Raw genomic sequence first — 24,522 nt, forward strand, 5'->3', positions numbered from 1 at the left:
GCTGCAAAAACACCATGACCACCCATTCCGCCACACTGCGTGAAGAAATTGAAGAGATGATCGCCGTCGGCGAACTCAAACCGGGCCAGCACCTGGACGAGACCGAGCTGGCCACGCGCTTCGGCGTCTCGCGCACGCCGGTGAGGGAAACGCTGATACAGCTGGCGTCCATGGGACTGGTGGTGATACGTCCCCGGCGCGGCGCCATCGTCGCGGAGCTGGGGCCGCAGCAGCTGGTGGAAATGTTCGAGGTGATGTCGGAACTGGAGGCGACCTGCGGCCGCCTGGCGGCGCGGCGCATGACGCCGGAGGAGCAGCAGGCGCTGTTGGCGGCCCATCAGGCCTGCCAGGATGCGCGCGATGCGCAGGAGCCGGACGTCTACTACTACAAGAACGAGTTATTCCACGAGGCGATCTACGCCGGCACCCATAACCAGTTCCTGATCGAGCAGACGCGCAACCTGTACCGGCGCCTGCGGCCGTACCGCCGCTTGCAGCTGCGCGTGCGCGACCGCCTGGCCACGTCCTACCACGAGCATGACGGTGTGGTGCAGGCCATCGTCGGCGGCGACGGCGAGCTGGCAGCGCGCCTGCTGCGCGAGCACGTGATGATACAGGGGCAGCGGTTTTCGGACTTGATGGCGTCGCTGCCGCGGCTGCGGCAGGACGCGGCCTAGCGCTGGGTCGCGCCGCGCACGATGCGCACCGGCTTGGCCGCGTTGGACGGGGCCTGCGGCAGCATGTCTTGCAGCGTTTGTTTATCCAGCACGGCCAGGAAGGCTTTGGTGGCGTCGTTCAGCGTGTGCTTCAGCACGCAGTTGGGGGTGAGCGGACAGGTATCGGTTTCGCGGTCGAAGCATTCGGCCATGAAGAAGTCGGTCTCCGTCGTCCGCACCAGCGCGCCGATATTGATGTCCTTGGGTTCCTTCGCCAGCCGCAGGCCGCCGTTGCGGCCCCGTACCGTCTCCACCAATCCCGACTGCCCCAGCTGATAGACCACCTTCATCAGGTGGTTCTTCGAGATCGAGTGCACGTCGGCGATGTCCTGGATCGTGACCAGCCGGTCGCGGTGTGCGCTCAGGTACAGCAAGGTTCGCAGGGAATAGTCGGTGAAGGAGGTGAGGCGCATGGCTGGCTCGGCGTCGTTACAATGCAATCCACTATTCTACATGCGGATTAAGCTTTACTCCATTTGAAGAAGAATATCGCGGACCCTCAGCAGTGCGATGTCGATATCCAGCGTCTCGATGCCGCCGTAGCCGAGGAACAGGCCGGCCTTCGGCGGCGTGGAAACGTAGAAGTTTGATAAGGGATAGAGGCCGACATCGGCGCGCCGCGCCAACCGCAGCAACAGCTCCAGGTCGAACGGCTTTTTGCACAGCGCCGCCAGGTGGAAGCCGGCGCTGGCCGGCACCAGCTCGAACCAGGGCGACAGCGCATCGGCAAACAGCGCCTGCAGGCGTTCGCGCCGCGTCGCGTAGATCGCGCCGCAGCGGCGGATGTGGCGCGACAGGTAGCCGTCGGCGATGAACTTGGCCAGCGCGTGCTGGTTGGCGGTGGCGGTATGCCAGTCGTTGAGGTGCTTGACGGTGAGGACCGCGTTCTGTATGGCCTCCGGCAGCACCACATAACCCAGCCGCAGTTCCGGCAGCATCACCTTGGAGAAGCTGCCGACGAAGGCCACCACGCCGTGCCGGTCCATGCTTTGCAGCGAGTCGGTGGGGCGGCCGTCGTAGCGGAACTCGCTGTCGTAATCGTCTTCGATGATGATGGCGCCGATTTCCAGCGCGCGCGCCAGCAGCGCCTCGCGGCGCGCCACGCTCATCTGCATCCCCAGCGGGAACTGGTGGGCCGGCGTGGTGTAGATCAGCCGCGTGCCCTGCGGGATCTGGTCGACCAGCATGCCTTCGCGGTCGACGCCGATGCCGACCACCCGTGCGCCCTGGCTGGCGAACAGCATGCGCGCGGCCGGGTAACCCGGTTCCTCGATGGCGACCACGCAGCCCGGTTCCAGCAGCGCGCGGCCCAGCAGGTCCAGCGCCTGCTGGGCGCCGTTGGTGACGACCACGTTGTTGGCGGTGCAGACCACGCCGCGCGCGAAGGCTGCATGGTGGGCGATGGCGGTGCGCAGTTCGGCGATGCCTTCGGCATGGCGATACATGCCGCTGCCCTTGATGTCCTGGCGCAGGCCATGCAGCATGCAGCGGCGCCACTCGTCGATCGGGAACAGCGAGGGCGTGACGCAGCCGCCGACGAACTCATAGCGGGAGCGGCCTTGCGGGAAGGGGGCGCGCAGCGGCGTGTGCATGGCTTCCCACTTGGCGACGATGGCGGCGCTGGCCAGGTTGGCGGCGAGCTGGCGGCGCGGCCTGGCCTCGGCCGGCGCGCTGACGAAGCTGCCCTTGCCGACCTGGCCAAGCACCAGCCGCTCCTGCGTCAGGCGGGTGTAGACATCGGAGACAGTCTTGCGGGACAGGCCAAGCTGCTCGGCCAGCAGGCGGCTAGGCGGCAGTTGCTGGCCGTCGGCCAGGCGCCCGCTGCGGATCGAGTCGCTCAGCTGGCGGTACAGCTGCCCGCCCAAATCCCTCTTGCCTTCGATGACGATGTGGAGTTCCATGGTATGTTGGTGCGGAGCCTAACGGACGATACCGGCAGTTTGCCACAGACTTGCAACATACACAGGAGGGAGCATGGATAAGGACGCCGCACGCCGCCAGTTCATCAACGAACTTTGGCAGCGTTACGAACAATTGCAGCGATGGGCGGAGGAGAACTGGCCGGACAAGGAGCATCCCTTGTCGAGCGCGGACTTCGTCGAGACCCGCAAGGAGCTGCTGGGGCTGCGCAATCCGGCCCAGGCGCCCGGGCGGCCGTCGCCGATCAACGCCCAGGGCGATGCCCGCGAGCCGGAGCAGGGCGGCGCTCAGTACGTCGATGTGAATCCGACGCCCTGGCCTTGACGGCTTAACGGAACCTCAAGATCCCCGTCATTCCCGCGCAAGCGGGAATCCAAGCATTGCTTGAATTCCCTCCATAGGTCGCATGGTCAGCGGCGGTGCATGGATTCCCGCCTGCGCGGGAATGACAAATTGGGGATTATTCGAAATATCTTCAATGCGTGACCGGCTTGCCGGTCTGCGCCAGCAGCCAGGCGATCACGCTGACGACCAGGCTGGCGAGCACGCCCCAGGCCAGTTTCAGCGCGCTGTCGAACAGCAGCGGCGCCACCAGGCCGGACACCAGCGCGAACAGCAGCATCTGGATGAACGACTGCATCGACGACGCCAGTCCGCTGTTGTTGGGGAAGTACTCCAGCGCGATCAGCGACAACGGCGTCATCGCCAGCGCCAGGCCGAAGGAGTAGATAAACAGCGGCATCACCGCGTAAGGCACGGCCGCGACGAAGGCATTGTTGTAGGCGACGTTGATGATGCCGGCGGCGATCATGACGGCAAAACCCATCCACACCTGCGTGGTGCGCGCGAACTTGTGCGCGAATTTTCCCGACAGCGCGGAGCCGACCACCATCCCGCTGATCAGCGGCACGAACATCCAGGCGAAGGCCGTCTCCGGCAGGTGCAGGATGTTCATCACGAAGTAGGCGGCCGAGCCGATATACAGCGCCACGCCCGCAAAGCTCATGCCGACGGCGATCGACAGCAGCAGGAACTGGTGGTGGCACAGCACCTTCCAGTAGTTCCCGGCGATGACGCCGAGGTGGAAGGGATGGCGGTCCTTGACGGCCAGGCTCTCCGGCAGCGCGCGCTGCACGGCGATGAACATCAGGATGCCGAAGGCGCTGAGGAACCAGAAGATCGAACGCCAGCCAAAGCTCACCTGCAGCCAGCCGCCCAGCACCGGCGCGATGGCCGGCGCCAGGCCGAACACCATCATGATGTGCGACAGGATCTTCTGCGCGGCGGCGCCGGAGAAGCGGTCCTGCACGATGGCGCGGCCGACCACCGAGCCGGCGCCTGCCGCAAGCCCCTGCACGATGCGGCAGGCCAGCAGCACGCCGATGGACGGCGCCATCGCGCCGACGATGGAGGCGGCGACGTACAGCACCAGCGACACCAGGATCACCGGGCGGCGGCCGAAGGAGTCGGACAGCGTGCCGTAGAACAGCATCATGAAGGCGAAGCAGAACAGGAACATGCTCAACGTCTGCTGGATCAGCATCGGGCTGGCGTCGAAGGTCTGGGCGATCGCCGGGAACGATGGCAGATAGGTGTCGATGGCCAGCGGACCGACCATCGTCAGGCCGGCCAGCAGCAGTGTCAGCAAAATATTCATTTAAGGCGTATTGTTCAGTGGACCCGGCATTTTACGCGATATGCAGTCATCGCATATCCAAGGGCGAAATCATTCCTTCGCCCTGCTGCCAACGTTTTTATAATTCGAGACACTATGACTATCGATACCTATGATGGAACCGGCGTCAAGCCGTCGCACTGGAACCTGGGCGGCGTGATCGAGCAGCTGCGCATCTCGCGCGAGGCCACGCACAACATCCGCCATCACGGCAAGGTGCGCGAGCTGCCGTCGCGCGAGGCGCTGACGATCATCGTCAACGGCTTGTCGGCGGTGCTGTTCCCGACGCACTACGGGCGGCCCAACCTGACCGACGAGAGCATCGACTACTTCGTCGGCGACACGCTCAACACCACCCTGAACCGCCTGACGGAGCAGGTCCGGCGCGGCTTGCAGTTCTCGCTGGAGGACGCCGACGCCGATGAGGAAGCGCTGACGCGCCAGGCCTACGCCATCACCCGCGAGTTCGCGGCCGGCCTGCCGGGCATCCGCGGGCTGCTGGTGTCCGACGTGCAGGCGGCGTTCTCGGGCGACCCGGCGGCGACCTCGGTGGCCGAGATCATGCTGTGCTATCCGGGCACCATCGCCATCCTGTACTACCGGCTGGCGCACAGCCTGCACCGACTGGGCTCGCCGTTCCTGGCGCGGCTGATTTCGGACATCGGCCACTCGCTGACCGGGATCGACATCCATCCGGGCGCACAGATCGGCGGCAGCTTTTTCATCGACCACGGCACCGGCGTGGTGATCGGCGAGACGGCGGTGCTGGGCCAGCGCGTGCGCCTGTACCAGCACGTGACCCTGGGTGCCAAGCGCTTCCCGGCAGATGAAAAAGGCGCCTTGATCAAGGGCGTGCCACGCCATCCCGTGGTGGAGGACGACGTGGTAATCTACGCCGGCGCGACCATCCTGGGCCGCATCACCATCGGCGCCGGCTCGACCATCGGCGGCAATGTATGGCTCACGCAAAGCGTGCCGGCCGGGAGCAATGTCTCGCAAGCGCAGATGCGCAACGATTAGATCGGTCATACTTCGGGAGCAGATATTCATTTGGAAGATTCAGTCTTTGCTATACCTGGCGGCGTGCGGGTTGCGCCTGTCGCCAAAGCCGATGCGGCGTCGCTCTCATTGCTGATCCGCGAGAACGCCGAGCACCTCCAGGCCTTTGTTCCGATGGTCGTCTGGCTGGCAGCAGAAGATGCCGCCGCCGCGCACCTCCGGAAAGCGGAGCATGCCTTTGCGGCCGGCGATATGCTGGAGTGGCATATTTTCCTGGATGACGTTTTATGCGGCGCGGTGCGGCTGAAGGACATCGATGTCGCCAACAAAAGCGCTGCCGTCGCTTACTTCATCGGCAGCGATTTTCAGGGAAGAGGCATCGTGACTTCCTCGGTATTGTCCGTGATCGGATATGGTTTCAGACGCTTTGGGTTAAACCGGATCGAGCTCCAGTGCGCGGTCGGGAACCTTGCCAGCCGGCGGGTGGCGGAGCGCCTGGGTTTTACGCTGGAGGGAACCCTCCGGCAGTCGGAAATTCTTCACGGTGCAGTCGTCGACGTTCATGTCTTTGGCTTGCTTCGTGAAGAGTTCAAGTTTCAGGAGATATGAATGACGGATCAATCGAACTATGTGCCGCCAAAAGTGTGGGTGGCCGAAGCGCCATCCGGCGGTACCTTTGCGAGCATCAACCGGCCGGTCGCTGGGCCCACGCACGAGAAGGAGCTGCCGGTCGGGCAGCATCCCCTGCAGCTCTATTCCCTGGGTACGCCGAACGGCGTGAAGGTGACGATCATGCTGGAAGAGCTACTGGCTGCCGGCCATACTGGTGCCGAATATGACGCCTGGCTCATACGTATCAACGAAGGCGAGCAGTTCTCCAGCGGCTTCGTCGACATCAATCCCAACTCGAAGATCCCAGCGATGGTGGACCGCAGCGGCGCGCAGCCATTGCGCGTGTTTGAATCCGGCTCGATCCTTGTGTACCTGGCGGAGAAGTTCGGCGCCTTCCTGCCGAAGGAACTGGCGGCGCGCACCGAGACGCTGAACTGGCTGTTCTGGCAGATGGGTTCCGCGCCGTTCCTGGGCGGAGGCTTCGGCCATTTCTACGCCTACGCGCCGGAAAAGCTGGAGTATCCGATCAACCGCTATGCGATGGAGGTCAAGCGCCAGCTGGATGTGCTGGATCGTCAGCTGGCCGATCACCGCTACGTCGCCGGCGACGATTACACCATCGCCGACATGGCGATCTGGCCGTGGTATGGCGTTCTGGTACTTGGGAAGATTTACGGCGCCGGTGAATTCCTGTCGGTGCACGAGTACAAGAACGTCAAGCGCTGGGCCGATGAAATCGCTGCGCGGCCGGCGGTGGTCCGTGGCCGCAAGGTCAACCGGACCTTCGGCGAGCCGGAAGAGCAGGTGCCTGAGCGGCACGCTGCTTCCGATCTGGACTGACGTCGTTACTTGCCCGGCTTCGTCGCGCCGTTAGCTTCCAGCGCCAGCTGGTCTTCGGTTTTCGAGTAGTCCGGGAAGTACTTGTTGGTCACGGCCAGGAACTCGCGCGAACGGTAGGCTGCCGCGAGGTCCTTGGCGAACTGCTTGTCCTTGTCGGCGCTGCGGATCGCCACCAGGTTGATGTAGTTCGACGAGATCTTCTCGGTCTGCAGCGCCTCTTTCAGCTTCATGCCCGACGCCAGCGCGTAGTTACCGTTGACGAAGGAGTAGTCGGTGTCCTGCAGGGAGCGCGGCAGCTGCGCCGCGTCCAGCGCGATCAGCTTGATCTTCTTGACGTTGACGGCGATGTCCTTTTCCGACGCCTTTACCGGGTCGAACTTGTCGCGCAGCTTGATCCAGCCCAGTTGCTCCAGCATGACCAACGCGCGCGCCTGGTTGGTCGGGTCGTTCGGCATGGCGACGGAGCCGCCTTCCTTCACTTCGGCCAGCGTCTTATGTTTCTTGCTGTAGATGGCGATCGGCGCGGTCGGGATCTTCACCAGGTCGGCCAGCGCGAGCTTGTTCTTGCTCGCGAATTCATTCAGATAGACGATGTGCTGGAAGACGTTGGCGTCCAGCGAGCCTTCAGCCAGCGCGAAGTTCGGCTGGATGTAGTCGTTGAACTCCACCAGCTTGATCTTGTAACCCTGCTTTTCCAGGATAGGCTTGATGCCCAGCTTGATCTGGTCCGCATACGGGCCGGCGCTGGTGCCGATCACGATTTCTTTCGGGTCCTTGGCGTAGCTTGGCGCGGCGATGCCGAGGGCGATGGTCAGTGCTGCGAGCAGCAGGTTGCGGCGAGGTGCGTTCATGTTGGTTCCCTTAAATTAGCGTTTGTCCAGGCGTTTGGCGATGCGGTTGCCGGTGAATTGAATCAGCTGCACCATGGCGATCAGGATGGCGACGGTGGCGACCATGATGTCGGTCTCGAAGCGGTAGTAGCCGTAGCGGATGGCGAGGTCGCCGATGCCGCCGCCGCCCACCACGCCGGCCACGGCGGAGTAAGACAGGAAGCTGATCGACAGCACCGTCAGCGCCAGCACCAGGCCGGAGCGGGCCTCCACCAGCAGCACGCGCAATACGATTTGCAGTTCCGATGCGCCCATCGCGTGGGCCGCTTCGATCACGCCGCGCGGCACTTCACGCAGGTTCTGTTCGACCATGCGGGCGAAGTAGGGCACGGCGGCGAAGGACAACGGCACGGCGGCGGCCAGCGGCCCGATCGAGGTGCCGGCGATGATGCGCGTGAACGGCACCAGTGCCACCAGCAGAATGATGAACGGGAAGGAGCGCACCGTGTTCACCAGCCAGCCGAGTACCAGCGAGGCGGGACGGTTTTGCAGCGATTGTCCGTCCGCCACCAGGAACAGCAGGATGCCGAGCGGGCCGCCGATCAGCACTGCGGCGGTCAGGCCGATGCCGAGCATGGTCAGCGTTTGACCGAGGGCGGTCCACATCTCCGGCAGCATGGCGATGATGGCGTCGAGCGAGGCGAGATATTCAGACATAGGCTGCCTCCGGGTTGGCGTTGTTGATGTTGGCGAGCGCGCTGGCGGCGCCGTGCTGCGCCAGCTCGCGGCCTAGTGCGGTCTTGCGAGGTTCGTTGACGCTTGCGGCATCGTCCAGTGCGAATTGTTCGGCGATGGCGCCGTCTTCGATGACGGCCACGCGGTTGCAGATCTCGCCCAGCACCGACAGCTCATGGCTGACGATGACGATGGTGACGTTCAGGCGGCGGTTGATGTCGCGCAGCGTGGCAAGCAGCGCGCGCGTGGTCTCGGCGTCCAACGCGGAGGTGGGCTCGTCGCACAGCATCACGGCCGGGCCGCTGGCAAGCGCGCGGGCGATGGCGACGCGCTGCTTCTGGCCGCCTGACAGCTGCGCCGGGTAGTTGGCTGCCTTGCCGCTCAACTCCACCAGCTCCAGGCATTCGTTGACGCGGGCGGTGATCTGCGCCGGCGTCATGCCGCCGTGGATGCGCAGCGGGAAGGCGACGTTGTCGAATACCGTGGCGTTCTGCAGCAGGTTGAACTGCTGGAAGATCATGCCGATATTGCGGCGCGCGTCGCGCAGGTCGCGCTTGGACAGCGCGGTCAATTCGCGGCCGTCGACAAACACGCGGCCGCTGTCGGGGCGCTCCAGCAGGTTGAACAGGCGCAGCAAGGTCGATTTGCCGGCGCCGCTTTTGCCGATCAGGCCGAAGATGTCGCCTTGGTTCACTTCCAGCGAAACGTCGCGTACCGCGTGGAACGCGCCGCCGTCGGGCAGCGCAAAGGTTTTGCTCGCATGATCGATGCGAATCAGTGGTGTAGTCATCAGAATTAAGCGGGTGGTGCCGCTTGTAAGGTACCGGTGCGCGCAGTATCTCATCCGCAGCTCATGCGGCAAACGAAGTTTTTTCCCTTTCTATATTCCGAAAAGTTATAACGGAAAAACGCATATCAAAACGTAAAACTATTCGTTTTGATTTCATTGGTGCGGAATTAATCTGGTTGGCACGAACAACACAGGGAGCAGCAATGAGCATACTTCTTATCGGCGGCAGCCCCGCACTCCCTTCAAGCACCGGCCGTTTGCTGGATCACGTGGGCCAGAAGCTGGCCATCCAAGGACACCGGCACAGCACCCTGCAAGTGCGCGATCTGCCGGCGCGGGCGCTGCTGCATGCCGATACGGCGGACCTGGCGATCAAGCGCGCGCTGGCCACGGTGGCCGCTGCCGACGCCATCGTCATCGCCACGCCGGTGTACAAGGCTTCGTTCACCGGCATCCTGAAAGCCTTCCTCGACCTGCTGCCGCAGGATGGCCTGGCGGGCAAGCTGGTGCTGCCGCTGGCCACCGGCGGCAGCCAGTCGCACATGCTGGCGCTGGACTATGCGCTGCGGCCGGTGCTGCATGCGCTCGAAGCGCGCCATGTGCTGGCCAGTATCTACGCCACTTCGCAGCAGCTGGCCTGGAGCGACGGCGGCGGCTTGACGCTGGACCCGGCCGTCGCCTGGCGCGTGGACGCCGGCGTCGAGGATTTGTCCAACGGCCTGCAAGCGCTGGCCGGCCGCACCGAAGAAGTGTACGTGGCGCCGCTGCAGCCGGTACGCCTTGCACGCTGATTACCACCAAAAAGGAAAACCATGAGCATCGAACAAAAACGCGCATCGCGCCGCCACACACTGGGCCTGCTGTTCGCGGCGGGCGTCATCGCGGCCGGCGCTCCGTCGGCCGCCGGCGCGCAAGCCAGGCAGGAAGTCCGCATCGGCTACCAGAAATACGGCACGCTGACTTTGCTGAAAGGACGCGGCACGCTGGAGCAGCGGCTGGCCGCGAAAAACGTCACCGTCAAATGGACCGAGTTCCCGGCTGGCCCCGTGCTGCTGGAGGGCCTGAACGTCGGCAGCATCGACTTCGGCACCGTCGGCGAAGCGCCGCCCATCTTTGCGCAGGCTGCGGGCGCCAGGCTGGTTTATGTCGGCAATGAGCCGCCGTCGCCGTCCAGCGAGGCGATCGTCGTGCCCAAGGATTCGAAGATCCGCAGCCTGGCGGACCTGAAGGGCAAGAAGGTGGTGCTGAATAAAGGCTCCAATGTGCACTTCCTGCTGCTCAAGGCGCTGGAGAAGGCCGGCGTGGCGTACAAGGACGTCGAAGCGATCTTCCTGCCGCCGGCCGATGCGCGCGCGGCGTTCGAACGCGGCAGCGTCGACGCGTGGGTGATCTGGGACCCGTTCCTGGCCGCTGCCGAGAAGCAGCTGGGCGCGCGCGTGCTGACCGATGGCAAAGGCCTGGTCGCCAACCACCAGTTCTACCTTGCCTCGCGCGGCTATGCGGAGAAGAACCCGGAGATCGTCCGTATCGTGCTCGACGAACTCGCCAAGGTGGACGAGTGGGGCGCGAAGAACCAGAAGGAAGTCGCCGCCATCCTCTCGGCGCAGACCGGCCTGGATGTGGACGTGGTGGCGCTGGCCGCTTCGCGTTATGCCTACGGCGTCAAGCCGATCAACGGCGCCGTGATCGAACAGCAGCAAAAGATCGCGGACGCTTTCTCCAACCTGAAGCTGATCCCGAAACCCATCGTGGTCAAAGAAGCGCTCTGAGGAATCCATTATGTCCCTGAATATTTTTTGGTTTATCCCCACGCACGGCGACAGCCGTTATCTCGGCACCTCCCAGGGCGCGCGCCCGGTCGATGCCGATTACCTGAAGCAGTGCGCAGTCGCCGCCGATACGCTGGGCTACGACGGCGTGCTGCTGCCCACCGGCCGCTCCTGCGAGGATGCCTGGGTGGTCGCCTCATCGCTGATCGGTGCGACGCAAAAGCTCAAGTTCCTGGTGGCGATCCGTCCGGGCCTGACCACGCCGGGACTGGCGGTGCGCATGGCCGCGTCGTTCGACCGCCTGTCCAATGGCCGATTGCTGATCAACGTCGTCACCGGCGGCGACCAGGGCGAGCTGGAAGCGGACGGCCTGTTTGCCGACCACGCCAGGCGCTACGAGATATCGGATGAATTCATCCGCGTGTGGCGCGCCTCGCTGTCGGGCGAGGGCGGTGATGCGGGCTACGATTTCGAGGGCAGGCATATCAAGGTCAAGGGCGCGAAGACGCTGTTCCCGGCGGTGCAGAAGCCGTATCCGCCGCTGTACTTCGGCGGCTCGTCGGAGCCGGCGCACGCGCTGGCGGCCGAGCAGATGGACGTCTACCTGACCTGGGGCGAACCGCCGGCCGCCGTGGCCGAGAAGATCGCCGATATCCGCGCCCGCGCCGCCGCGCATGGCCGCACCGTGAAGTTCGGCATCCGCCTGCACGTGATCGTCCGCGAGACCAATGAGGCGGCGTGGCGCGCGGCCGAGGAGTTGATCAGCCATCTGGACGACGACATCATTGCCAAGGCGCAGGCGGCGTTCGGCAAGATGGATTCGGTGGGCCAGCAGCGCATGGCCGCGCTGCACGGCGGCCGCCGCGACAAGCTGGAAGTCTCGCCCAACCTGTGGGCGGGCGTGGGCCTGGTGCGCGGCGGCGCCGGCACCGCCCTGGTGGGCGATCCGCAGACCGTGGTGGCGCGCATCCAGGAATATGCGGACCTGGGCATCGAGACCTTCATCTTCTCCGGCTATCCGCACCTGGAGGAATCGTACCGCTTCGCCGAGCTGGTGTTCCCGTTGCTGGGCAAAGGCAAGGCGGCCGGCGAGCAGTCGCTGAGCGGGCCGTTCGGCGAAGTGATGGCCAACACTATCGTGCCGAAGAAGGCGGCGTGACATGAGGTCGACCGCTCCCCATCCCAACGCCGTCGCGCCGTGGATACTGCCGGTGCTGCTGATCGCCGGCTGGCAGGCCGCGTCGCAACTGGGCTGGCTGTCCAGCCGCATCCTGCCGGAGCCGTTGGCGGTGGCCAGGGCTTTCTGGACCCTGGCCGTCTCCGGCGAATTGTGGCTGCACCTGCGCACCAGCCTTTGGCGCGCGGCCAGCGGCTTTGCGATCGGCGCCGGCGCTGGGCTGCTGCTTGGCCTGTTGACCGGCAGCGTGCGCCGCGCTGAAACACTGCTCGACACCACGCTGCAAATGGTGCGCAACATCCCGGCGCTGGCGTTGATCCCGCTGGTGATCCTGTGGTTCGGCATCGACGAAACGGCCAAGCTGTTCCTGCTGGCGGTGGGCGTGTTCTTCCCCGTGTACCTGAACGCGTTCCACGGCATCCGCTCCGCCGACCAGGGCTTGATCGAGATGGCGCGCAGTTACGGCCTGTCCGGCTGGCCGTTGTACCGCGATGTGATCCTGCCGGCGGCGCTGCCGTCGATACTGGTGGGCGTGCGCTTTTCGCTCGGCCTGGTGTGGGTGCTGCTGATCGTCGCCGAAACCATCTCGGCGCAGGCGGGCATCGGCTACATGACGATGAACGCCCGCGAGTTTCTGCAGACCGACGTGGTCCTGGTGGGCATCCTGCTGTACGCCTTGCTGGGCAAGCTGGCCGACCTGCTGTCACGCGGGATGGAGAAGCACTTCCTGCGCTGGAATCCCGCTTACCGTTAATGAAGGAAACCGTATGCATATCTCGACCGCTCCATTTGACATCGGCCATTCCGTGAGCCGCCAGCCCATCGCGCCCACGCCTGCCAGGCGGCAGGGCGTGTCCCTGGCGCTGGACGGCGTGAGCAAATCGTTCGGCGCCCGGCCGGTGCTGAGCGACGTCCGGCTGGAACTGCGCGCCGGCGAATTCGTCGCCGTGGTTGGCCGCAGCGGCTGCGGAAAAAGCACGCTGCTGCGTGCCATCGCGGGGCTGGACAGTGCCGATGCCGGCAGCATCGCGGTCGGCAACGGCAGCATCGCCGCCAGCATCCGCATCATGTTCCAGGAGGCGCGCTTGCTGCCGTGGAAATCGGTGCTGGAGAACGTGGCGATCGGCATGCCGCATTCGCTGAACGCGGCGGCGGCCACGCTGGCGACCGTGGGCCTGGCCGATCGTGCCGATGATTGGCCGGCCGAATTGTCGGGCGGCCAGCGGCAGCGGGTGGCGCTGGCGCGCGCCTTGCTGCACGAGCCGCAGTTGCTGCTGCTGGACGAGCCGCTGGGCGCACTTGACGCGCTGACCCGCATCGAGATGCAGCAGCTGATTGAAGCGCTGTGGCAGACGCGCGGCTTCACCGCCGTGCTGGTGACGCACGACGTGCAGGAAGCGCTGGCCCTGGCCGACCGCGTGCTGCTGATCGAGGAGGGCCGCATCACACTGGACCTGAAGGTGGACTTGCCGCGCCCGCGCGCACGCGGCAGCGCGCCGTTCGCGGCGCTGGAACAGCGGCTGCTGGGCCGCATCCTGCATCAACCGGCTGCCGTGGCCGCCGCAGCCTGACATCCCTCCGTGGCCGCATTACCCCCGCCGGGTAGGGCGGCCACCGGCCTTTAGGCAGATCGCCGTTTTGTGCCTGCCGCGGTATCATTTCCACATGAGTCGCCCGCTTTATGATCGATTTAATCGATAGTAACGTGGTAAATTTTTCGTTTTACAACTTTGGATGTGACGAGCATAATCGGTTCACTCGAAGACATGCACCAGGCCGCTACCGTAGGCCGGGTCGAGTTCTTATACTTTGTTCCCACATTCTGGAGTCTTACTAATGAAAAAAATCTTCGCCCTGCTGGTTGCCGCTGGTATCTCGCTGTCCGCCTCTGCCGCGTCGAATAGCTTCACCTCCGACGCTAATCACACTTTTGCCCGCTTCGAGTACAGCCACTTCGGCTATTCGACCCAGCAAAGCCGCTTCAACAACACGACCGCCAAGATCGTGCTGGATACCGCCGCCAAGACCGGTTCGGTTGAAGCCACGATCGACGCCAAATCGGTCGACACCGGCTCGAAACTGTTCGACGGCCACATCCAGGGCGAGGACTTCCTGGACACCGCCAAGTTCCCAACCATCACCTACAAGTCGACCAAGTTCAACTTTGACGGCGACAAGCTGGCGTCGATCGACGGCAACCTGACGATCAAAGGCGTGACCAAGCCAGTCAAGCTGACCGTGACCCACCTGCAGTGCATGGATCACCCGATGCTGAAGAAACTGGCTTGCGGCGCCAACGCCACCGCCACCATCAAGCGTACCGAATTCAACGCCGGTAAATACGCACCTTACGTCGGCGACGACGTAACCCTGACTTTCGCAGTCGAATCCATCAAGGACTAATCGAACTGAGCCTGGCTCAATTCGTTAGCTCCTGATGTGGGCCGGCGCGGTACTCATACCTGGTACCGCGCCGGCCCGTTTATTTTAGGAGCAGCAGCATGACATTGAACCAGCTCGCGGTAGCGGCCGCACTGGCCTGTGCCGGTATGGCGCAGGCCGCAGACACGGCCGCGCCGGACCTCATCATCAGCAACGGCAAGATCGCCACGATGACCAGGGAAGGCGCTTTCGCGCAAGCCCTCGCCATCAAGGACGGCAAGATCCAGGCCGTCGGCAGCAATGCCAAGATCCTGAAACTCAAGGCGGCCGGCACCCAGCTGATCGACGCCGGCGGCAAGACCGTCATCCCCGGCCTCAACGACTCGCACCTGCACATCATTCGCGAAGGCTTGAACTACAACGCCGAGCTGCGCTGGGACGGCGTGACCTCGCTGAAGAAGGCGCTGCAAATGCTCAAGGAGCAGGCCGCGCGCACGCCGGACGGCGCCTGGATCAAGGTGGTCGGCGGCTGGAACGAATTCCAGTTCGAGGAAAAGCGCCTGCCGACGCTGGCCGAAATCAATGAAGCGGTGCCGGACAAGCCGGTGTTCCTGCTGTACCTGTACGGCCTGGGCTTCCTGAACCAGAAGGGCGTCGCCACGCTGGGCTACAACGCCGACACCAAATTCAAGGACGGCGTGGTCGAGCTGGGCGCGGACGGCAAGCCGACCGGCCTGCTGATCGCCAAGCCAAACGCGATGATCCTGTACACCACGCTGGGCAAGACCAATGTGCTGCCGCGCGAGCAGCAGCTCAATTCCACCCAGCAGTACTACACCGAGCTGAACCGCTTGGGCCTGACCAGCGCCATCGACGCCGGCGGCGGCGGGCAAGCCTATCCCGACGATTACGCGGTCAGCCTGGAGCTGGCCAAGAGCGGCAAGCTGACCGTGCGCACCTCCTACTACCTGTTCGCGCAGAAACCGGGCAAGGAGCTGGAGGACTATCAGCGCTGGCTGACCATGACCAAGCCCGACCGCAACGATCACCTGTTCTACGCCAACGGCTACAACACCGAGGGCGGCGGCGAGAACCTGGTGTGGAGCGCGGCCGACTTCGAAAACTTCCTGGAGCCGCGACCGGACATGCCGCAGCAGATGGAGAGCGAACTGGAGCCGGTGCTGCGCCTGCTGATCAAGAACCGCTGGCCGTTCCGCATCCACGCGACCTATGACGAGAGCATAGACCGCGACCTGGCCGTCATCGAAAAGGTCAACAAGGATACGCCGCTGAACGGCCTGCGCTGGTTCTTCGACCACGCCGAAACCATCAGCGACAAGCAGCTGGCGCGGGTGAAGGCGCTGGGCGGCGGCATCGCGGTGCAAAACCGCATGTACTTCCAGGGCGAGCTGTACTGGAAGCAGTATGGCGCGCAGACCCGCCAGATGCCGCCAATTAAAAAAATGCTGGAGATGAAGATCCCTGTCGGCCTGGGCACGGACGGCACGCGTGTTAGCAGCTACGGGCCGTGGCCGTCGATCTACTGGGCGGTGACGGGCAAGACCGCAGGCGGCCTCAGCGTTTGGCGGCCGAGGGATGTGTTGAGCCGCTACCAGGCGTTGAAGCTGATGACGCAGGGCAGCGCATGGATGAGCGGCGAGGAAAAGCTCAAGGGCACGCTGGCCGCCGGCCAGTACGCCGACCTGGTGATACTGCCGCAGGATTATTTCTCGATGTCGGCCGAGCAGATCAAGAACCTGGAAAGCAGCCTGACCATCGTCAACGGCAAGGTGGTGTACGCGGCGCAGGAGTTCAAGCAGTACGCGCCGGCCTTGCCCGAGGTGCAGCCGGACTGGAGCCCGGTGAAATACTACGGCGGCTACCAGAACCCCGCACAGCGATGAACCGTTGGGGTCGGACCCCGCGGGGTCCGACCCCGCTGTGCCGGGGTTAAACCAGCTGTAGCCAGCCCAGCAGCGCACCGCCTGCCAATATCCACAGCAAGTGAATGCGGGTGCGCCAGATCACCAGGCCTGCCGCCACCGACAGGGTCCACAGGGGCCAGTCGGTGGCCCAGCTGTGATGCGCGCTGCCGAGGATGATCCCCACCGACACCATCAGCCCGACCACCACCGGCGCCATGCCTTGCTTGAAGGCGCGCACGCCCAGCAGCTCGCGATTCTGGTGGCCCCAGCGTGCCGCCAGATAGGTCAGGGTGGTGCTCGGTATCATAATGCCCAGCATCGTCACCAGCACGCCGGCCAGCGCAAGCGTATAGCTGCCGGCATTGAGCCCGACGTTCCAGCCCATCAGCGCCACGAACAGCACGTTGGGGCCCGGCGCGGCCTGGGCGATGGCGATCGAATCGTTGAACTGCGATTGCGTCAGCCAGTGATGTTCCTCGACCAGGAAGCGGTGCATTTCGGACGTGGTGGAAATCGCGCCGCCGATCGACATCAGCGACAGCAGCATGTAGTGGGCGAACAGGTTGACCCAGTCGGTCAGGCTCAGCACGAGGTGCAGCGGGGCGTCGTTCATGGCTGATGTCCCTTGAGCTTGCGGTGGGTGAGCGTGACGCCGATGCTGCCCAAGACCAGCAGCGTGTAAGCCAGCGGCATGTGCAGCAGCACCACGAATACCACGCACAGCAGCGCGATGGCGCCGGTCAGCCACATCGGCAGCGGATGCTTGCCGAGCGCGGAGGCCAGCTTGAGGCCGGTGGCGGCGATCATGCCGGCCGACACCGCCGCCATGCCGCGCAGCGCGCCGGCCACGCCCGGATGATGGGCGTAGTGGGAGTGCAGCACGGCCAGCGCCAGCACCAGCAGCAGGGGCAGCGTGAGCATGCCCGCCAGCGCTGTCAGGCCGCCGCGCAAGCCGTAGTAGCGGCTGCCGACCATCAGCGCCAGATTGACGACATTGGGGCCGGGCATGATTTGCGCGACCGCCCATTCCTCGATGAATTCTTCCTGCGTCAGCCAGCGCTTGCGTTCGACCAGCTCGCGCTGCACAACGGCCAGCACGCCGCCGAAACCCTGGAGCGCCAAAATGGTGAAAGAGATGAATAGATCAAGTAGCGAGGCGGGGCGGGGGCGTGGCGGATCGGTAGGCATGCACCATTATCGCGCCGGTATTGCCGCATGTCTATGAACCCAGGAGTACGGTGCGTTTTAAATTCGGAATTGATAGGAAGCTGACATTGACTTTGGTGTAAGGTGGCCGATACTGGCCTAGGCATGACGCGGATCAACGTCCGTACCTTCAATTCTTGTTAAGGATCATGATGAACGTTTCGTTATTACAGCAGCGTCGCGATGAGCAATGCAGTGCCGCAGTGAACCGTGGCATTCAAGTGCAGTCCAGCTTTAATACCGTTTGTGCGATCGAATACCTGAAATCCCATAACGTCGATCCGCAAGTGATCGAACGGGTGTTATTACACCCTGAACTGCGTCGAAAATCCCCGCATTGAGACAGCCGCCTGGTGCGGTGCCTTGTTTACTTATGCACAAACCATGTTGACAAGAATTATTTTCGAAATATTTTCTTGGTACAATAAGTGGTGTGCTAAGTATTTGATTTATAAGGGGTTTGATTTTGCCTTTTGGATGGGCAGTTTGTTGAAAACCGCATAGGTAAAGCCTCTCTGCGGTGTCAATGGGGGGATATCCACATAGATATCCACAGTCTCTGTGGATATCCCGAAAAGAGCTATAACAATCCGCGACTTAGGCGTTATAGCGGCCTTTTGAGCGCCTGCAGCACGCTGGCGACGACGATGTAGTGCGGCGGCTTGTCGGCGGTTGCCGTCACGGTGGCGCGCAGCCGCACTTCCTGGCCGTCGCGGCGCCAGGCGCTGACCACGTCGGTCCACGTTTCGCCTTCCTTCAGCGCTTGCAGGGCGTCCGTCAATTGATCCGGCGGATAGGGCGGGGCGTGCAGCAGGCGCGGATCGGCGCCTTGCAGCTCCTCGCGGCTGTACTGGAATACTGTACAGAATTTATCGTTGACCGAGATAATCTTACCGCGCGCATCCAGCGTCATCATGGCCGCGTGCTGGTCTACCGCGGCCAGTACCGTCCTGGCCTGGTCCAGTTCCTGCTGCAGCGCCTGGATCTGGCGGTGCGCCTGCGCCAGTCCCGAGTAGGCGCGCAGCGACGAGATCACCGTGGTGAACAGCTTGCGCGTGGTGAGGTCGGTCTTGCACCAGAAGTCGTTGATGTCGTAGTCGAGGATGATGCTGTGCTCCAGCGCCTGGCCCGGCTGGCCGGTGCGCAGCACGATGCGCACCAGGTTGTTGTGCAAGGTGTCGCGGATATGACGGGCCACGTTCAGGCCGGCGTCGCTGGTTTCCATGATGACGTCCAGCAGCACCAGCGCGATGTCGGGCGTGGTGCGCAGCGTCGTCAGGGCTTCTTCGCCGCTGTAGGCGTGCAGGAAGCTGAGCCGGCGCCCCTGGAAGCAGACATTACTCAATGAAAATTTGGTGACCACGTGGACATCGACATCGTCGTCCACGATCAGCACCCGCCAAGGCGGCGGTGCCGGTGCTGCGCCGGGCTTGCCAGGCTGCGGCTGGCTGGCCGGCGGCGCTTCGTCCTCTATCATCCAATCGGTGTCGTCGTCGTTCTGATTCATGCGTCAATCCCGCGATAAGTCGAAGAAGGGAATTGCGGACCTTCAGAGTGACACTATTCCTTGCTAGCACTTTTGTCAAAGGATTCCCCGGCAGGCGTGCATCAGCGTCTCTACTAGCCTACTTATGCACAAAAAAATATTTTTCAAGCGGGCTGGAAAACCTTTGATGTCTGAATTTTACGGGATGTAAGTTATTGATTTTATTGGGTAAAAAATCTGCCTGTGGATTAGGCATTTTGTTGAAACCCGCGCCGTTAAAGGCGCTCTCGGCTGTCAAGTGGCGGTTATTCACAACCTTATCCACAGCTGGTGTGGATATCTGAGAAAAGCGCTTTAAATACGGCTGCTTAGCGGCTTTTCTTCAGGAATTGGATGGCTGTCAGATTCCCGCCAGCAGTTGGCGTACGGCGCCGTGGGCCATGATGATCTCGGTGCCGTCGTGCAGCAGCGCGTTGTACTTGGCGCGGAATTCGGCGTCGCCGTTTTCGGACGGACCGATCAGCGCTTCGATGGCCTTGCGGTAGGCGCCAGCTTCGGCCACGGTGACCGGTTCCGGTTCATCGAGACGCTCATCCATCTGCGCCATCAGGCCCGACAGTTTTTGCAGCCAGGCGAAATGCGGATGATTGGCCACCAGCTGCAAATGCTCCAGCGGACTGCCGACCGCGCCGAAATACTGTGTCTCCACATGGATCAGCTGTTTGTGCAAGTCGCGCAAGGCGCGCGCCAGCGTCGTCAGCCGGGCGTTGTTGACCAGTTCGTTTTCGGGTGTCGTCATGGAATCTCCAGATAAAGTTACATCTCAGTATAGCGCTGTAGTCGAGCACGCGACATCGCTCGGAAGGCCTAGGCGCTGAGAGTTTTTAAACGGTCGAGCTCGGCCAGGAAGCGCTCGCTGGCGAGGGTCGGCGGCCAGGGTTCCCACGCGGTGCCGCCGTAGATGGCTTGCAGCGGATCTTCGCTCAACGGCGGCACGGTGATCTTCAGCGTGTGCAGCACTTCCTTCGCCGACCATCCCACCACGTGCACCGCTTCGCTGGCGGCCGCCAGCCGGTCGGCCATCTTGTGGGCGGCGTGTTCCTTCGGCGTCCAGTGCTGCAAGCCATAACGCAGGAACACCGCGCGCTCCAGCCGCACCGTCAGCGCCTTGAAGCCGTCGCCCAGGAAGGGCTTGAGCGGCGAGACGCAATCGAATCCCAGCAGGCCTTCCTCCGCGTCGTGCAGCAGCTCGCGCAGCGCGGCCAGCGGCGGCAAGGCCAGGCCGACCGCCGTGCAGGCGGCCGCGCGCAAGTGCATCACCGTCAGCGAGTGCTGCGCCACCGACAGCGGCAGCGGCCAGGCCGAATGGCCGCCCCAGCGATAGGTGCGCGCCAGGCCCAGCGCCAGGTCGCTGTCTTCCCAGTCGAACGGCGTGGGGTCGAGCAGGTCCAGCCGGCGCTCCGACGGCATGCGGACCCAGGCGCGGGGTTCATGATGATCGCGACCCATGCGGACTTCCTTGTCTGTGGCTCAGGCTACATCCTACACCCACGGCGGCGAATTATTTTTCGGCAACGATCAGCGGATTTGCAATACACTGGAACGCTGTTCAATCCTCGAAAAATGAGCTCATGGCGACCAGACCTTCATATATCTACCAGGGCGGCTCGGTGATGATGCACTCGCCGCTGCAATTGAAAAACTCCGAGATGTACGGTTTCTTCGTCAAGGGCGATCTGGCCAAGCTCCAGGCCACGCTGGACGACACGCTGAACCAGGTGGCCGGCCAGCGCATGCGCTTCAACGCGATTTCTCCCTATGTGCTGTTGACCTTCACCCGCGTCAACCACGCCGATTCGGCGGCCCCGGTCGATCATGCCAAGGGCTGGATCACCGAGATCGACATCGTCACCTGGATCATGGTCGGCGCCATGGACGACGAGGGCAAGCTGGCCCATATCTACTACTACCCCGCGCACATCTTCGTCGACGACGCGATGGCGCTGATTAACGGCCGTGAGCTGTTCGGCTATCCCAAATATTTGTGCGAGTACGAGATCCCGGCGGCCGGCACGGAGCCGCTGCGCTGCTCGGTCGCGGCCAAGGGCTTCCAGCCGTTTGCGCCGGAGACGAAGATCGACATGCACCCGCTGCTGGAAGTGAACGCGACCCGCAAGACCGGCATCGAAAGACCCATCACCAGCGTGCTCGATCTGATCGAGCAGGCGATAGAGCTGTTCCTGTCCATCCCGGACTTTTTCAACCTGGACGTGGCGGGTTGGGACGACATCATCTCGCTGCTGCGCAATCCGCGCATCGACCAGATCTTCCTCAAGCAGTTCCCGGACAGCGCCGGTTTGAAAGCCGTGTACCAGGCCATCCTCGCGGCCCCGGCCACCATCGACAGGATCCACGGCGGCAAGCTGCTGGGCTACGAATACGAGTGCGTGCTGCATGCCTTCGACAGCTTCCCGCTCAATGAGACGCTGGGCCTGCAAGTGGGCGCGCAGACTGCCATCCTGCCGTACAACCTGAATTTCGATTTCACCGCGCAGCCGGGCGAGGAGTTGATCGACAATTCCTCGATCGCCCCGCAGAAGATCGCCATCCTCGGCGGCGGTGTGGGATCGATGACGGCGGCCTACTACCTGAGCGACCTGCCGGGCTGGCAGAACAACTACGACATCACCGTCTACCAGCAAGGCTGGCGCCTGGGCGGCAAGGGCGCCAGCGGGCGCAATGCGCAGTACGGGCAGCGCATCGAAGAACACGGCCTGCACATCTGGTTCGGCTTCTATTCCAACGCGTTCAAGATGATCAAGGCGGCCTACACCAGCCTTGATCGCCCGGCCGGCGCGCCGCTGGCGACCTGGCGCGACGCCTTCAAGCAGCACGATTACGTGGCGCTGTCGGAGCAGGTCGGCGACCAGTGGCACAACTGGTCCATCGTGTTCCCGACGCTGCCGGGCGAGCCGGGCGAGGGCAACGAGCAGATCACGCTGTGGCAGTTGGCGGTGGCGATGATGGGCTGGATCGACAAGTGGATCAAGAGCCTGGATAAGCTGACCCGCGAACTGGAGCTGCCCGCGCACGAGCACCACACTGGCGTGCTGCCGGACTGGCTGTATCACCTGGCTGAAGGCGTGACGTCGTCGGCGCACGAGCTGCTGGAAGATATGTCGCTGCTGGGCGGCGCCTTGTACGGCATGGTGGTCAACCTGCCGGCCGATGTCGCGCAGCACAAGGTGGGAGAGCACCTGGCGCTGGCTGGCGCGCTGGAGGGCGTGCGCCAGCGGCTGCACTCGCGCTACCGCGGCCTGGTCGACCACGCCGACGGCGACGCCAGCGACGACATCCGCCGCCTGTTCATCTGCCTGGACCTGGGCGTGACGGTGATGAAGGGCGTGTTCGAGGACGGTGTCATACGCAACGGCTTCGACGTGATCAACGACGTCGATTTCCGCCAGTGGTTGACTAAGCACGGCGGCGACGAAAAGCTCTGCGTGGATTCGGCGCCGGTGCGCGGCTTCTACGATCTGGTGTTCGCCTACGAAGGCGGCGATTTCGGCAAGCCCAATATCGAAGCCGGCACGCTGCTGCGGGCGATGGCGCGCATCGGCCTGGCCTACAAGGGCGGCATCATGTTCAAGATGCAGGCGGGGATGGGCGACACGGTATTCACGCCGTTGTACCAGGCCTTGCTGGCGCGCGGCGTCAAGTTCAAGTTCTTCCACAAGGTCGAGGAGCTGGTGCCGGATGGCCGCCAGATCGGCAGCATCCGCATGACGCAGCAGGTGGCGCTGAAGGGCGCTGCCTACGATCCGCTGGTGGACGTCAAGGACCTGGCCTGCTGGCCGAGCACCCCGAACTACGGCCAGATCGATCCGGCGCAAGCGGCGCTGCTGCAGGAGCACGACCTCAACCTGGAATCCTACTGGAGCGACTGGCCGAAGCTGTATCACCAGCACTTCGACAAAGAGCTGCCGGTGCTGACGCTCAGGCGCGGTGTGGATTTCGACCAGGTGGTGTTCGGCATCTCGGTCGGTTCGCTCAAGCCTTTGTGTCCGCAGCTGCTGGCGCAAAGCCCGGCGCTGAACACCACTTACGAACAGGTGCAGACGGTGGCCACGCAGGCCTACCAGGTCTGGCTGGACAAGGACTTGAAGCAGATGGGTTGGGACTATCAGCCCGATGGCCAGCAGCCGGTGCTGAGCGGATTCGGCGAGCCTTACGACACCTGGGCGCCGATGGACCAGCTGCTATGCCGCGAAGCCTGGCCGGCGCAGCTGGACCCGCGCAACGTATCCTACTTCTGCAGCGCGCTGCCGGTGGCGAGCTATCCGCCGGCCAGCGAGACCGGCTTCCCGGCGCGCATGGCGGCGAAGGCGAAGGAGGGCGCGGTCGAGCAGTTGAGCAAGAGGATCGCTTCGCTGTGGTCGGCGGCCGGGCCGGCCGGCGCGTTCCCATGGCAATGGCTGGTGGACGGCAATGAAGCGACCGGCGTGGCGCGCTTCGACAGCCAGTACTGGCGCGCCAATGTCGATCCGTCCGAGCGCTACGTGATGTCGGTGGTGAACAGCACCAGGTACCGTTTGCAGACCGACCAATCCGGCTTCTCCAATCTTTACCTGACGGGCGACTGGATCAAGACCGGTTTGAACGCCGGCTGCGTGGAAGCGGCCGTGATGGCCGGCATGCAGACCTCGCGCGCGATGAGTGGCCATCCGGCCGTGATCGAGGGCGAGACCGACTTCTGATGCGGCTAGCGGCGGCGGGCCAGCGTCAAGCCGTCGCCCAGCGGCAGCAGCGACAGGTCGACGCGCTCGTCGTGGTGCAGCTTGATGTTCAGCGCCTGCAGCGCGGCGGTGTCGTCGCTGTCGGCGCGCTCGGCGACGCGGCCGCTCCACAGCGTGTTGTCGATCACGATCAGGCCACCGGGCCGCACCAGTCGCAGGCAGCGTTCGTAATAGCCGTCGTAGTTGACCTTGTCCGCGTCGATGAAGGCGAAGTCGTACAGGCCCGCCTCGCCGGCCTCCAGGCGCGCGTCCAGCGTGGCCAGTGCGGGGCCCAGCTGCAAATCGATTTTATCGGCGATGCCGGCCTGCGCCCAGAACGGCTTGCCGATGCGGGTGTATTCGTCGCTGATGTCGCAGGCCAGGATGCGGCCGTCGGCCGGCAGCGCCAGCGCCACCGACAGCGCGCTGTAGCCGGTGAATACGCCGATCTCGATGGTGTGGCGGGCGCCGGTCAGCTTGACCAGCATCGCCATGAACTGGCCCTGTTCGGGCGCGATCTGCATGGTGGCGCGGTCATGGCCGCGGGTGGCGTCGCGCAGGGCTGTTTGCGTCGGATGTTCGCGCAGCGAATGCGCCAGTACATAGTCGTACAGTGTATCGGTGAGGTTGAGTGTGCGGTTGGACATGCGGCATCTCCTTGGTTGGATGTCGCCAGTGTAGCAGC

At 63.8% G+C, this 24,522-nt stretch carries 26 protein-coding genes; 14 read left to right on the plus strand and 12 right to left on the minus strand.

Annotated elements, in window-relative coordinates:
* Positions 1 to 14: 14 nt before the first annotated feature.
* On the plus strand, positions 15 to 677 hold the full coding sequence (locus tag ACEN9O_RS20670; protein WP_495613692.1) for a GntR family transcriptional regulator: 663 nt from the start codon (positions 15 to 17) through the stop codon (positions 675 to 677).
* Here ACEN9O_RS20670 and ACEN9O_RS20675 read toward each other — a convergent pair.
* Positions 674 to 1,129, minus strand: coding sequence for an RrF2 family transcriptional regulator (locus ACEN9O_RS20675; RefSeq protein WP_495613693.1), 456 nt, complete (start codon positions 1,127 to 1,129; stop codon positions 674 to 676). The genes ACEN9O_RS20670 and ACEN9O_RS20675 overlap by 4 nt on opposite strands.
* A 54-nt stretch (positions 1,130 to 1,183) precedes the next feature.
* Entirely contained in the window at positions 1,184 to 2,617 is a 1,434-nt protein-coding gene (gene pdxR / locus ACEN9O_RS20680) for a MocR-like pyridoxine biosynthesis transcription factor PdxR (RefSeq protein ID WP_495613694.1), read from the minus strand.
* 73 nt (positions 2,618 to 2,690) lie between these two features.
* On the opposite strand from pdxR, the gene ACEN9O_RS20685 reads away from it, so the two are divergent.
* Entirely contained in the window at positions 2,691 to 2,960 is a 270-nt protein-coding gene (locus tag ACEN9O_RS20685; protein ID WP_495613695.1) for a hypothetical protein, read from the plus strand.
* A 151-nt stretch (positions 2,961 to 3,111) separates the two neighbouring features.
* Here ACEN9O_RS20685 and ACEN9O_RS20690 read toward each other — a convergent pair whose 3' ends face one another.
* Positions 3,112 to 4,293, minus strand: coding sequence for a multidrug effflux MFS transporter (locus ACEN9O_RS20690; protein WP_495613696.1), 1,182 nt, complete (start codon positions 4,291 to 4,293; stop codon positions 3,112 to 3,114).
* 114 nt (positions 4,294 to 4,407) lie between these two features.
* Here ACEN9O_RS20690 and epsC point away from each other — a divergent pair, with 114 nt between their 5' ends.
* Genes epsC through yghU form a run of 3 tightly spaced genes read left to right on the plus strand, consistent with a single transcriptional unit; the run spans position 4,408 to position 6,762 of the window.
* Positions 4,408 to 5,331, plus strand: a complete 924-nt coding sequence (gene epsC / locus ACEN9O_RS20695) for a serine O-acetyltransferase EpsC (RefSeq protein ID WP_495613697.1) — start codon at positions 4,408 to 4,410, stop codon at positions 5,329 to 5,331.
* A gap of 30 nt (positions 5,332 to 5,361) precedes the next feature.
* Complete coding sequence (locus tag ACEN9O_RS20700) at positions 5,362 to 5,919, plus strand: GNAT family N-acetyltransferase (RefSeq protein ID WP_495613698.1); 558 nt, start codon at positions 5,362 to 5,364, stop codon at positions 5,917 to 5,919.
* Positions 5,920 to 6,762, plus strand: a complete 843-nt coding sequence (gene yghU / locus ACEN9O_RS20705; protein WP_495613699.1) for a glutathione-dependent disulfide-bond oxidoreductase — start codon at positions 5,920 to 5,922, stop codon at positions 6,760 to 6,762.
* 5 nt (positions 6,763 to 6,767) lie between these two features.
* Here yghU and ACEN9O_RS20710 read toward each other — a convergent pair whose 3' ends face one another.
* Genes ACEN9O_RS20710 through ACEN9O_RS20720 form a run of 3 tightly spaced genes read right to left on the minus strand, consistent with a single transcriptional unit; the run spans position 6,768 to position 9,117 of the window.
* On the minus strand, positions 6,768 to 7,613 hold the full coding sequence (locus tag ACEN9O_RS20710) for a MetQ/NlpA family ABC transporter substrate-binding protein (RefSeq protein WP_495613700.1): 846 nt from the start codon (positions 7,611 to 7,613) through the stop codon (positions 6,768 to 6,770).
* 15 nt (positions 7,614 to 7,628) lie between these two features.
* Complete coding sequence (locus tag ACEN9O_RS20715) at positions 7,629 to 8,309, minus strand: methionine ABC transporter permease (protein WP_495613701.1); 681 nt, start codon at positions 8,307 to 8,309, stop codon at positions 7,629 to 7,631.
* The gene (locus tag ACEN9O_RS20720; protein WP_495613702.1) at positions 8,302 to 9,117 is read right to left on the minus strand and encodes a methionine ABC transporter ATP-binding protein; all 816 of its coding nucleotides are present in this window, start codon (positions 9,115 to 9,117) and stop codon (positions 8,302 to 8,304) included. The genes ACEN9O_RS20715 and ACEN9O_RS20720 overlap by 8 nt, the downstream gene beginning before the upstream one ends.
* Positions 9,118 to 9,320: 203 nt before the next feature.
* On the opposite strand from ACEN9O_RS20720, the gene ssuE reads away from it, so the two are divergent.
* From ssuE to ACEN9O_RS20755, 7 genes are all read left to right on the plus strand, one after another.
* On the plus strand, positions 9,321 to 9,908 hold the full coding sequence (gene ssuE, locus ACEN9O_RS20725; RefSeq protein ID WP_495613703.1) for an NADPH-dependent FMN reductase: 588 nt from the start codon (positions 9,321 to 9,323) through the stop codon (positions 9,906 to 9,908).
* Between the two features lie 21 nt (positions 9,909 to 9,929).
* Positions 9,930 to 10,886: a sulfonate ABC transporter substrate-binding protein gene (locus ACEN9O_RS20730; RefSeq protein ID WP_495613704.1), complete on the plus strand. Its 957-nt coding sequence runs from the start codon at positions 9,930 to 9,932 to the stop codon at positions 10,884 to 10,886.
* 10 nt (positions 10,887 to 10,896) lie between these two features.
* Complete coding sequence (gene ssuD, locus ACEN9O_RS20735; RefSeq protein WP_495613705.1) at positions 10,897 to 12,045, plus strand: FMNH2-dependent alkanesulfonate monooxygenase; 1,149 nt, start codon at positions 10,897 to 10,899, stop codon at positions 12,043 to 12,045.
* Between the two features lies 1 nt (position 12,046).
* Positions 12,047 to 12,817, plus strand: coding sequence for an aliphatic sulfonate ABC transporter permease SsuC (ssuC, locus tag ACEN9O_RS20740; RefSeq protein WP_495613706.1), 771 nt, complete (start codon positions 12,047 to 12,049; stop codon positions 12,815 to 12,817).
* A gap of 13 nt (positions 12,818 to 12,830) precedes the next feature.
* On the plus strand, positions 12,831 to 13,634 hold the full coding sequence (locus tag ACEN9O_RS20745; protein ID WP_495613707.1) for an ATP-binding cassette domain-containing protein: 804 nt from the start codon (positions 12,831 to 12,833) through the stop codon (positions 13,632 to 13,634).
* A gap of 265 nt (positions 13,635 to 13,899) precedes the next feature.
* Positions 13,900 to 14,466 (plus strand): YceI family protein, encoded by a 567-nt coding sequence (locus ACEN9O_RS20750; RefSeq protein WP_495613708.1) that lies wholly within the window; start codon positions 13,900 to 13,902, stop codon positions 14,464 to 14,466.
* A 98-nt stretch (positions 14,467 to 14,564) separates the two neighbouring features.
* A complete protein-coding gene (locus ACEN9O_RS20755) occupies positions 14,565 to 16,349 on the plus strand; it encodes an amidohydrolase (protein WP_495613709.1) in 1,785 nt (594 codons plus the stop codon).
* Positions 16,350 to 16,395: 46 nt separating this feature from the next.
* Here ACEN9O_RS20755 and ACEN9O_RS20760 read toward each other — a convergent pair whose 3' ends face one another.
* Together ACEN9O_RS20760 and ACEN9O_RS20765 are read right to left on the minus strand one after the other, a co-directional pair.
* A complete protein-coding gene (locus ACEN9O_RS20760) occupies positions 16,396 to 16,983 on the minus strand; it encodes a chromate transporter (RefSeq protein WP_495613710.1) in 588 nt (195 codons plus the stop codon).
* On the minus strand, positions 16,980 to 17,558 hold the full coding sequence (locus ACEN9O_RS20765) for a chromate transporter (protein ID WP_495613711.1): 579 nt from the start codon (positions 17,556 to 17,558) through the stop codon (positions 16,980 to 16,982). The genes ACEN9O_RS20760 and ACEN9O_RS20765 overlap by 4 nt, the downstream gene beginning before the upstream one ends.
* 167 nt (positions 17,559 to 17,725) lie before the next feature.
* Here ACEN9O_RS20765 and ACEN9O_RS20770 point away from each other — a divergent pair, with 167 nt between their 5' ends.
* Positions 17,726 to 17,917 carry a hypothetical protein gene (locus ACEN9O_RS20770; protein WP_495613712.1) on the plus strand — a complete coding sequence of 64 codons (192 nt, stop codon included), beginning with the start codon at positions 17,726 to 17,728 and terminating at the stop codon, positions 17,915 to 17,917.
* A gap of 263 nt (positions 17,918 to 18,180) precedes the next feature.
* Here the strand turns inward: ACEN9O_RS20770 and ACEN9O_RS20775 are convergent, their stop codons facing one another.
* The 3 genes from ACEN9O_RS20775 to ACEN9O_RS20785 all read right to left on the minus strand — a co-directional run bounded on the left by ACEN9O_RS20775 (position 18,181) and on the right by ACEN9O_RS20785 (position 20,571).
* The gene (locus ACEN9O_RS20775) at positions 18,181 to 19,083 is read right to left on the minus strand and encodes a PAS domain S-box protein (protein WP_495613713.1); all 903 of its coding nucleotides are present in this window, start codon (positions 19,081 to 19,083) and stop codon (positions 18,181 to 18,183) included.
* Positions 19,084 to 19,462: 379 nt separating this feature from the next.
* Positions 19,463 to 19,861: a hypothetical protein gene (locus ACEN9O_RS20780; protein ID WP_495613714.1), complete on the minus strand. Its 399-nt coding sequence runs from the start codon at positions 19,859 to 19,861 to the stop codon at positions 19,463 to 19,465.
* A gap of 68 nt (positions 19,862 to 19,929) precedes the next feature.
* Positions 19,930 to 20,571 carry a phosphohydrolase gene (locus ACEN9O_RS20785; RefSeq protein ID WP_495613715.1) on the minus strand — a complete coding sequence of 214 codons (642 nt, stop codon included), beginning with the start codon at positions 20,569 to 20,571 and terminating at the stop codon, positions 19,930 to 19,932.
* Positions 20,572 to 20,693: 122 nt separating this feature from the next.
* On the opposite strand from ACEN9O_RS20785, the gene ACEN9O_RS20790 reads away from it, so the two are divergent.
* Positions 20,694 to 23,819 (plus strand): NAD(P)-binding protein, encoded by a 3,126-nt coding sequence (locus tag ACEN9O_RS20790; protein ID WP_495613716.1) that lies wholly within the window; start codon positions 20,694 to 20,696, stop codon positions 23,817 to 23,819.
* Positions 23,820 to 23,824: 5 nt separating this feature from the next.
* On the opposite strand, the gene ACEN9O_RS20795 is transcribed toward ACEN9O_RS20790, so the two are convergent.
* A complete protein-coding gene (locus ACEN9O_RS20795) occupies positions 23,825 to 24,484 on the minus strand; it encodes a class I SAM-dependent methyltransferase (protein WP_495613717.1) in 660 nt (219 codons plus the stop codon).
* Positions 24,485 to 24,522: the final 38 nt, after the last annotated feature.

Source organism: Duganella sp. Dugasp78 (genome assembly GCF_059491455.1).

Bases quoted from the DNA above. Each gene is read 5' to 3' on its own strand.
- ACEN9O_RS20795 (WP_495613717.1), bottom strand. From the start codon at position 24,484: ATGTCCAACCGCACACTCAACCTCACCGATACACTGTACGACTATGTA.
- ssuD (WP_495613705.1), top strand. From the start codon at position 10,897: ATGTCCCTGAATATTTTTTGGTTTATCCCCACGCACGGCGACAGCCGT.
- ACEN9O_RS20690 (WP_495613696.1), bottom strand. From the start codon at position 4,293: ATGAATATTTTGCTGACACTGCTGCTGGCCGGCCTGACGATGGTCGGT.
- ACEN9O_RS20775 (WP_495613713.1), bottom strand. From the start codon at position 19,083: ATGAATCAGAACGACGACGACACCGATTGGATGATAGAGGACGAAGCG.
- ACEN9O_RS20750 (WP_495613708.1), top strand. From the start codon at position 13,900: ATGAAAAAAATCTTCGCCCTGCTGGTTGCCGCTGGTATCTCGCTGTCC.
- ACEN9O_RS20760 (WP_495613710.1), bottom strand. From the start codon at position 16,983: ATGAACGACGCCCCGCTGCACCTCGTGCTGAGCCTGACCGACTGGGTC.
- epsC (WP_495613697.1), top strand. From the start codon at position 4,408: ATGACTATCGATACCTATGATGGAACCGGCGTCAAGCCGTCGCACTGG.
- pdxR (WP_495613694.1), bottom strand. From the start codon at position 2,617: ATGGAACTCCACATCGTCATCGAAGGCAAGAGGGATTTGGGCGGGCAG.
- ssuC (WP_495613706.1), top strand. From the start codon at position 12,047: ATGAGGTCGACCGCTCCCCATCCCAACGCCGTCGCGCCGTGGATACTG.
- ACEN9O_RS20710 (WP_495613700.1), bottom strand. From the start codon at position 7,613: ATGAACGCACCTCGCCGCAACCTGCTGCTCGCAGCACTGACCATCGCC.
- ACEN9O_RS20745 (WP_495613707.1), top strand. From the start codon at position 12,831: ATGCATATCTCGACCGCTCCATTTGACATCGGCCATTCCGTGAGCCGC.
- ACEN9O_RS20730 (WP_495613704.1), top strand. From the start codon at position 9,930: ATGAGCATCGAACAAAAACGCGCATCGCGCCGCCACACACTGGGCCTG.
- ACEN9O_RS20720 (WP_495613702.1), bottom strand. From the start codon at position 9,117: ATGACTACACCACTGATTCGCATCGATCATGCGAGCAAAACCTTTGCG.
- ACEN9O_RS20785 (WP_495613715.1), bottom strand. From the start codon at position 20,571: ATGGGTCGCGATCATCATGAACCCCGCGCCTGGGTCCGCATGCCGTCG.
- yghU (WP_495613699.1), top strand. From the start codon at position 5,920: ATGACGGATCAATCGAACTATGTGCCGCCAAAAGTGTGGGTGGCCGAA.
- ACEN9O_RS20715 (WP_495613701.1), bottom strand. From the start codon at position 8,309: ATGTCTGAATATCTCGCCTCGCTCGACGCCATCATCGCCATGCTGCCG.
- ssuE (WP_495613703.1), top strand. From the start codon at position 9,321: ATGAGCATACTTCTTATCGGCGGCAGCCCCGCACTCCCTTCAAGCACC.
- ACEN9O_RS20770 (WP_495613712.1), top strand. From the start codon at position 17,726: ATGATGAACGTTTCGTTATTACAGCAGCGTCGCGATGAGCAATGCAGT.
- ACEN9O_RS20790 (WP_495613716.1), top strand. From the start codon at position 20,694: ATGGCGACCAGACCTTCATATATCTACCAGGGCGGCTCGGTGATGATG.
- ACEN9O_RS20755 (WP_495613709.1), top strand. From the start codon at position 14,565: ATGACATTGAACCAGCTCGCGGTAGCGGCCGCACTGGCCTGTGCCGGT.
- ACEN9O_RS20765 (WP_495613711.1), bottom strand. From the start codon at position 17,558: ATGCCTACCGATCCGCCACGCCCCCGCCCCGCCTCGCTACTTGATCTA.
- ACEN9O_RS20675 (WP_495613693.1), bottom strand. From the start codon at position 1,129: ATGCGCCTCACCTCCTTCACCGACTATTCCCTGCGAACCTTGCTGTAC.
- ACEN9O_RS20780 (WP_495613714.1), bottom strand. From the start codon at position 19,861: ATGACGACACCCGAAAACGAACTGGTCAACAACGCCCGGCTGACGACG.
- ACEN9O_RS20670 (WP_495613692.1), top strand. From the start codon at position 15: ATGACCACCCATTCCGCCACACTGCGTGAAGAAATTGAAGAGATGATC.
- ACEN9O_RS20685 (WP_495613695.1), top strand. From the start codon at position 2,691: ATGGATAAGGACGCCGCACGCCGCCAGTTCATCAACGAACTTTGGCAG.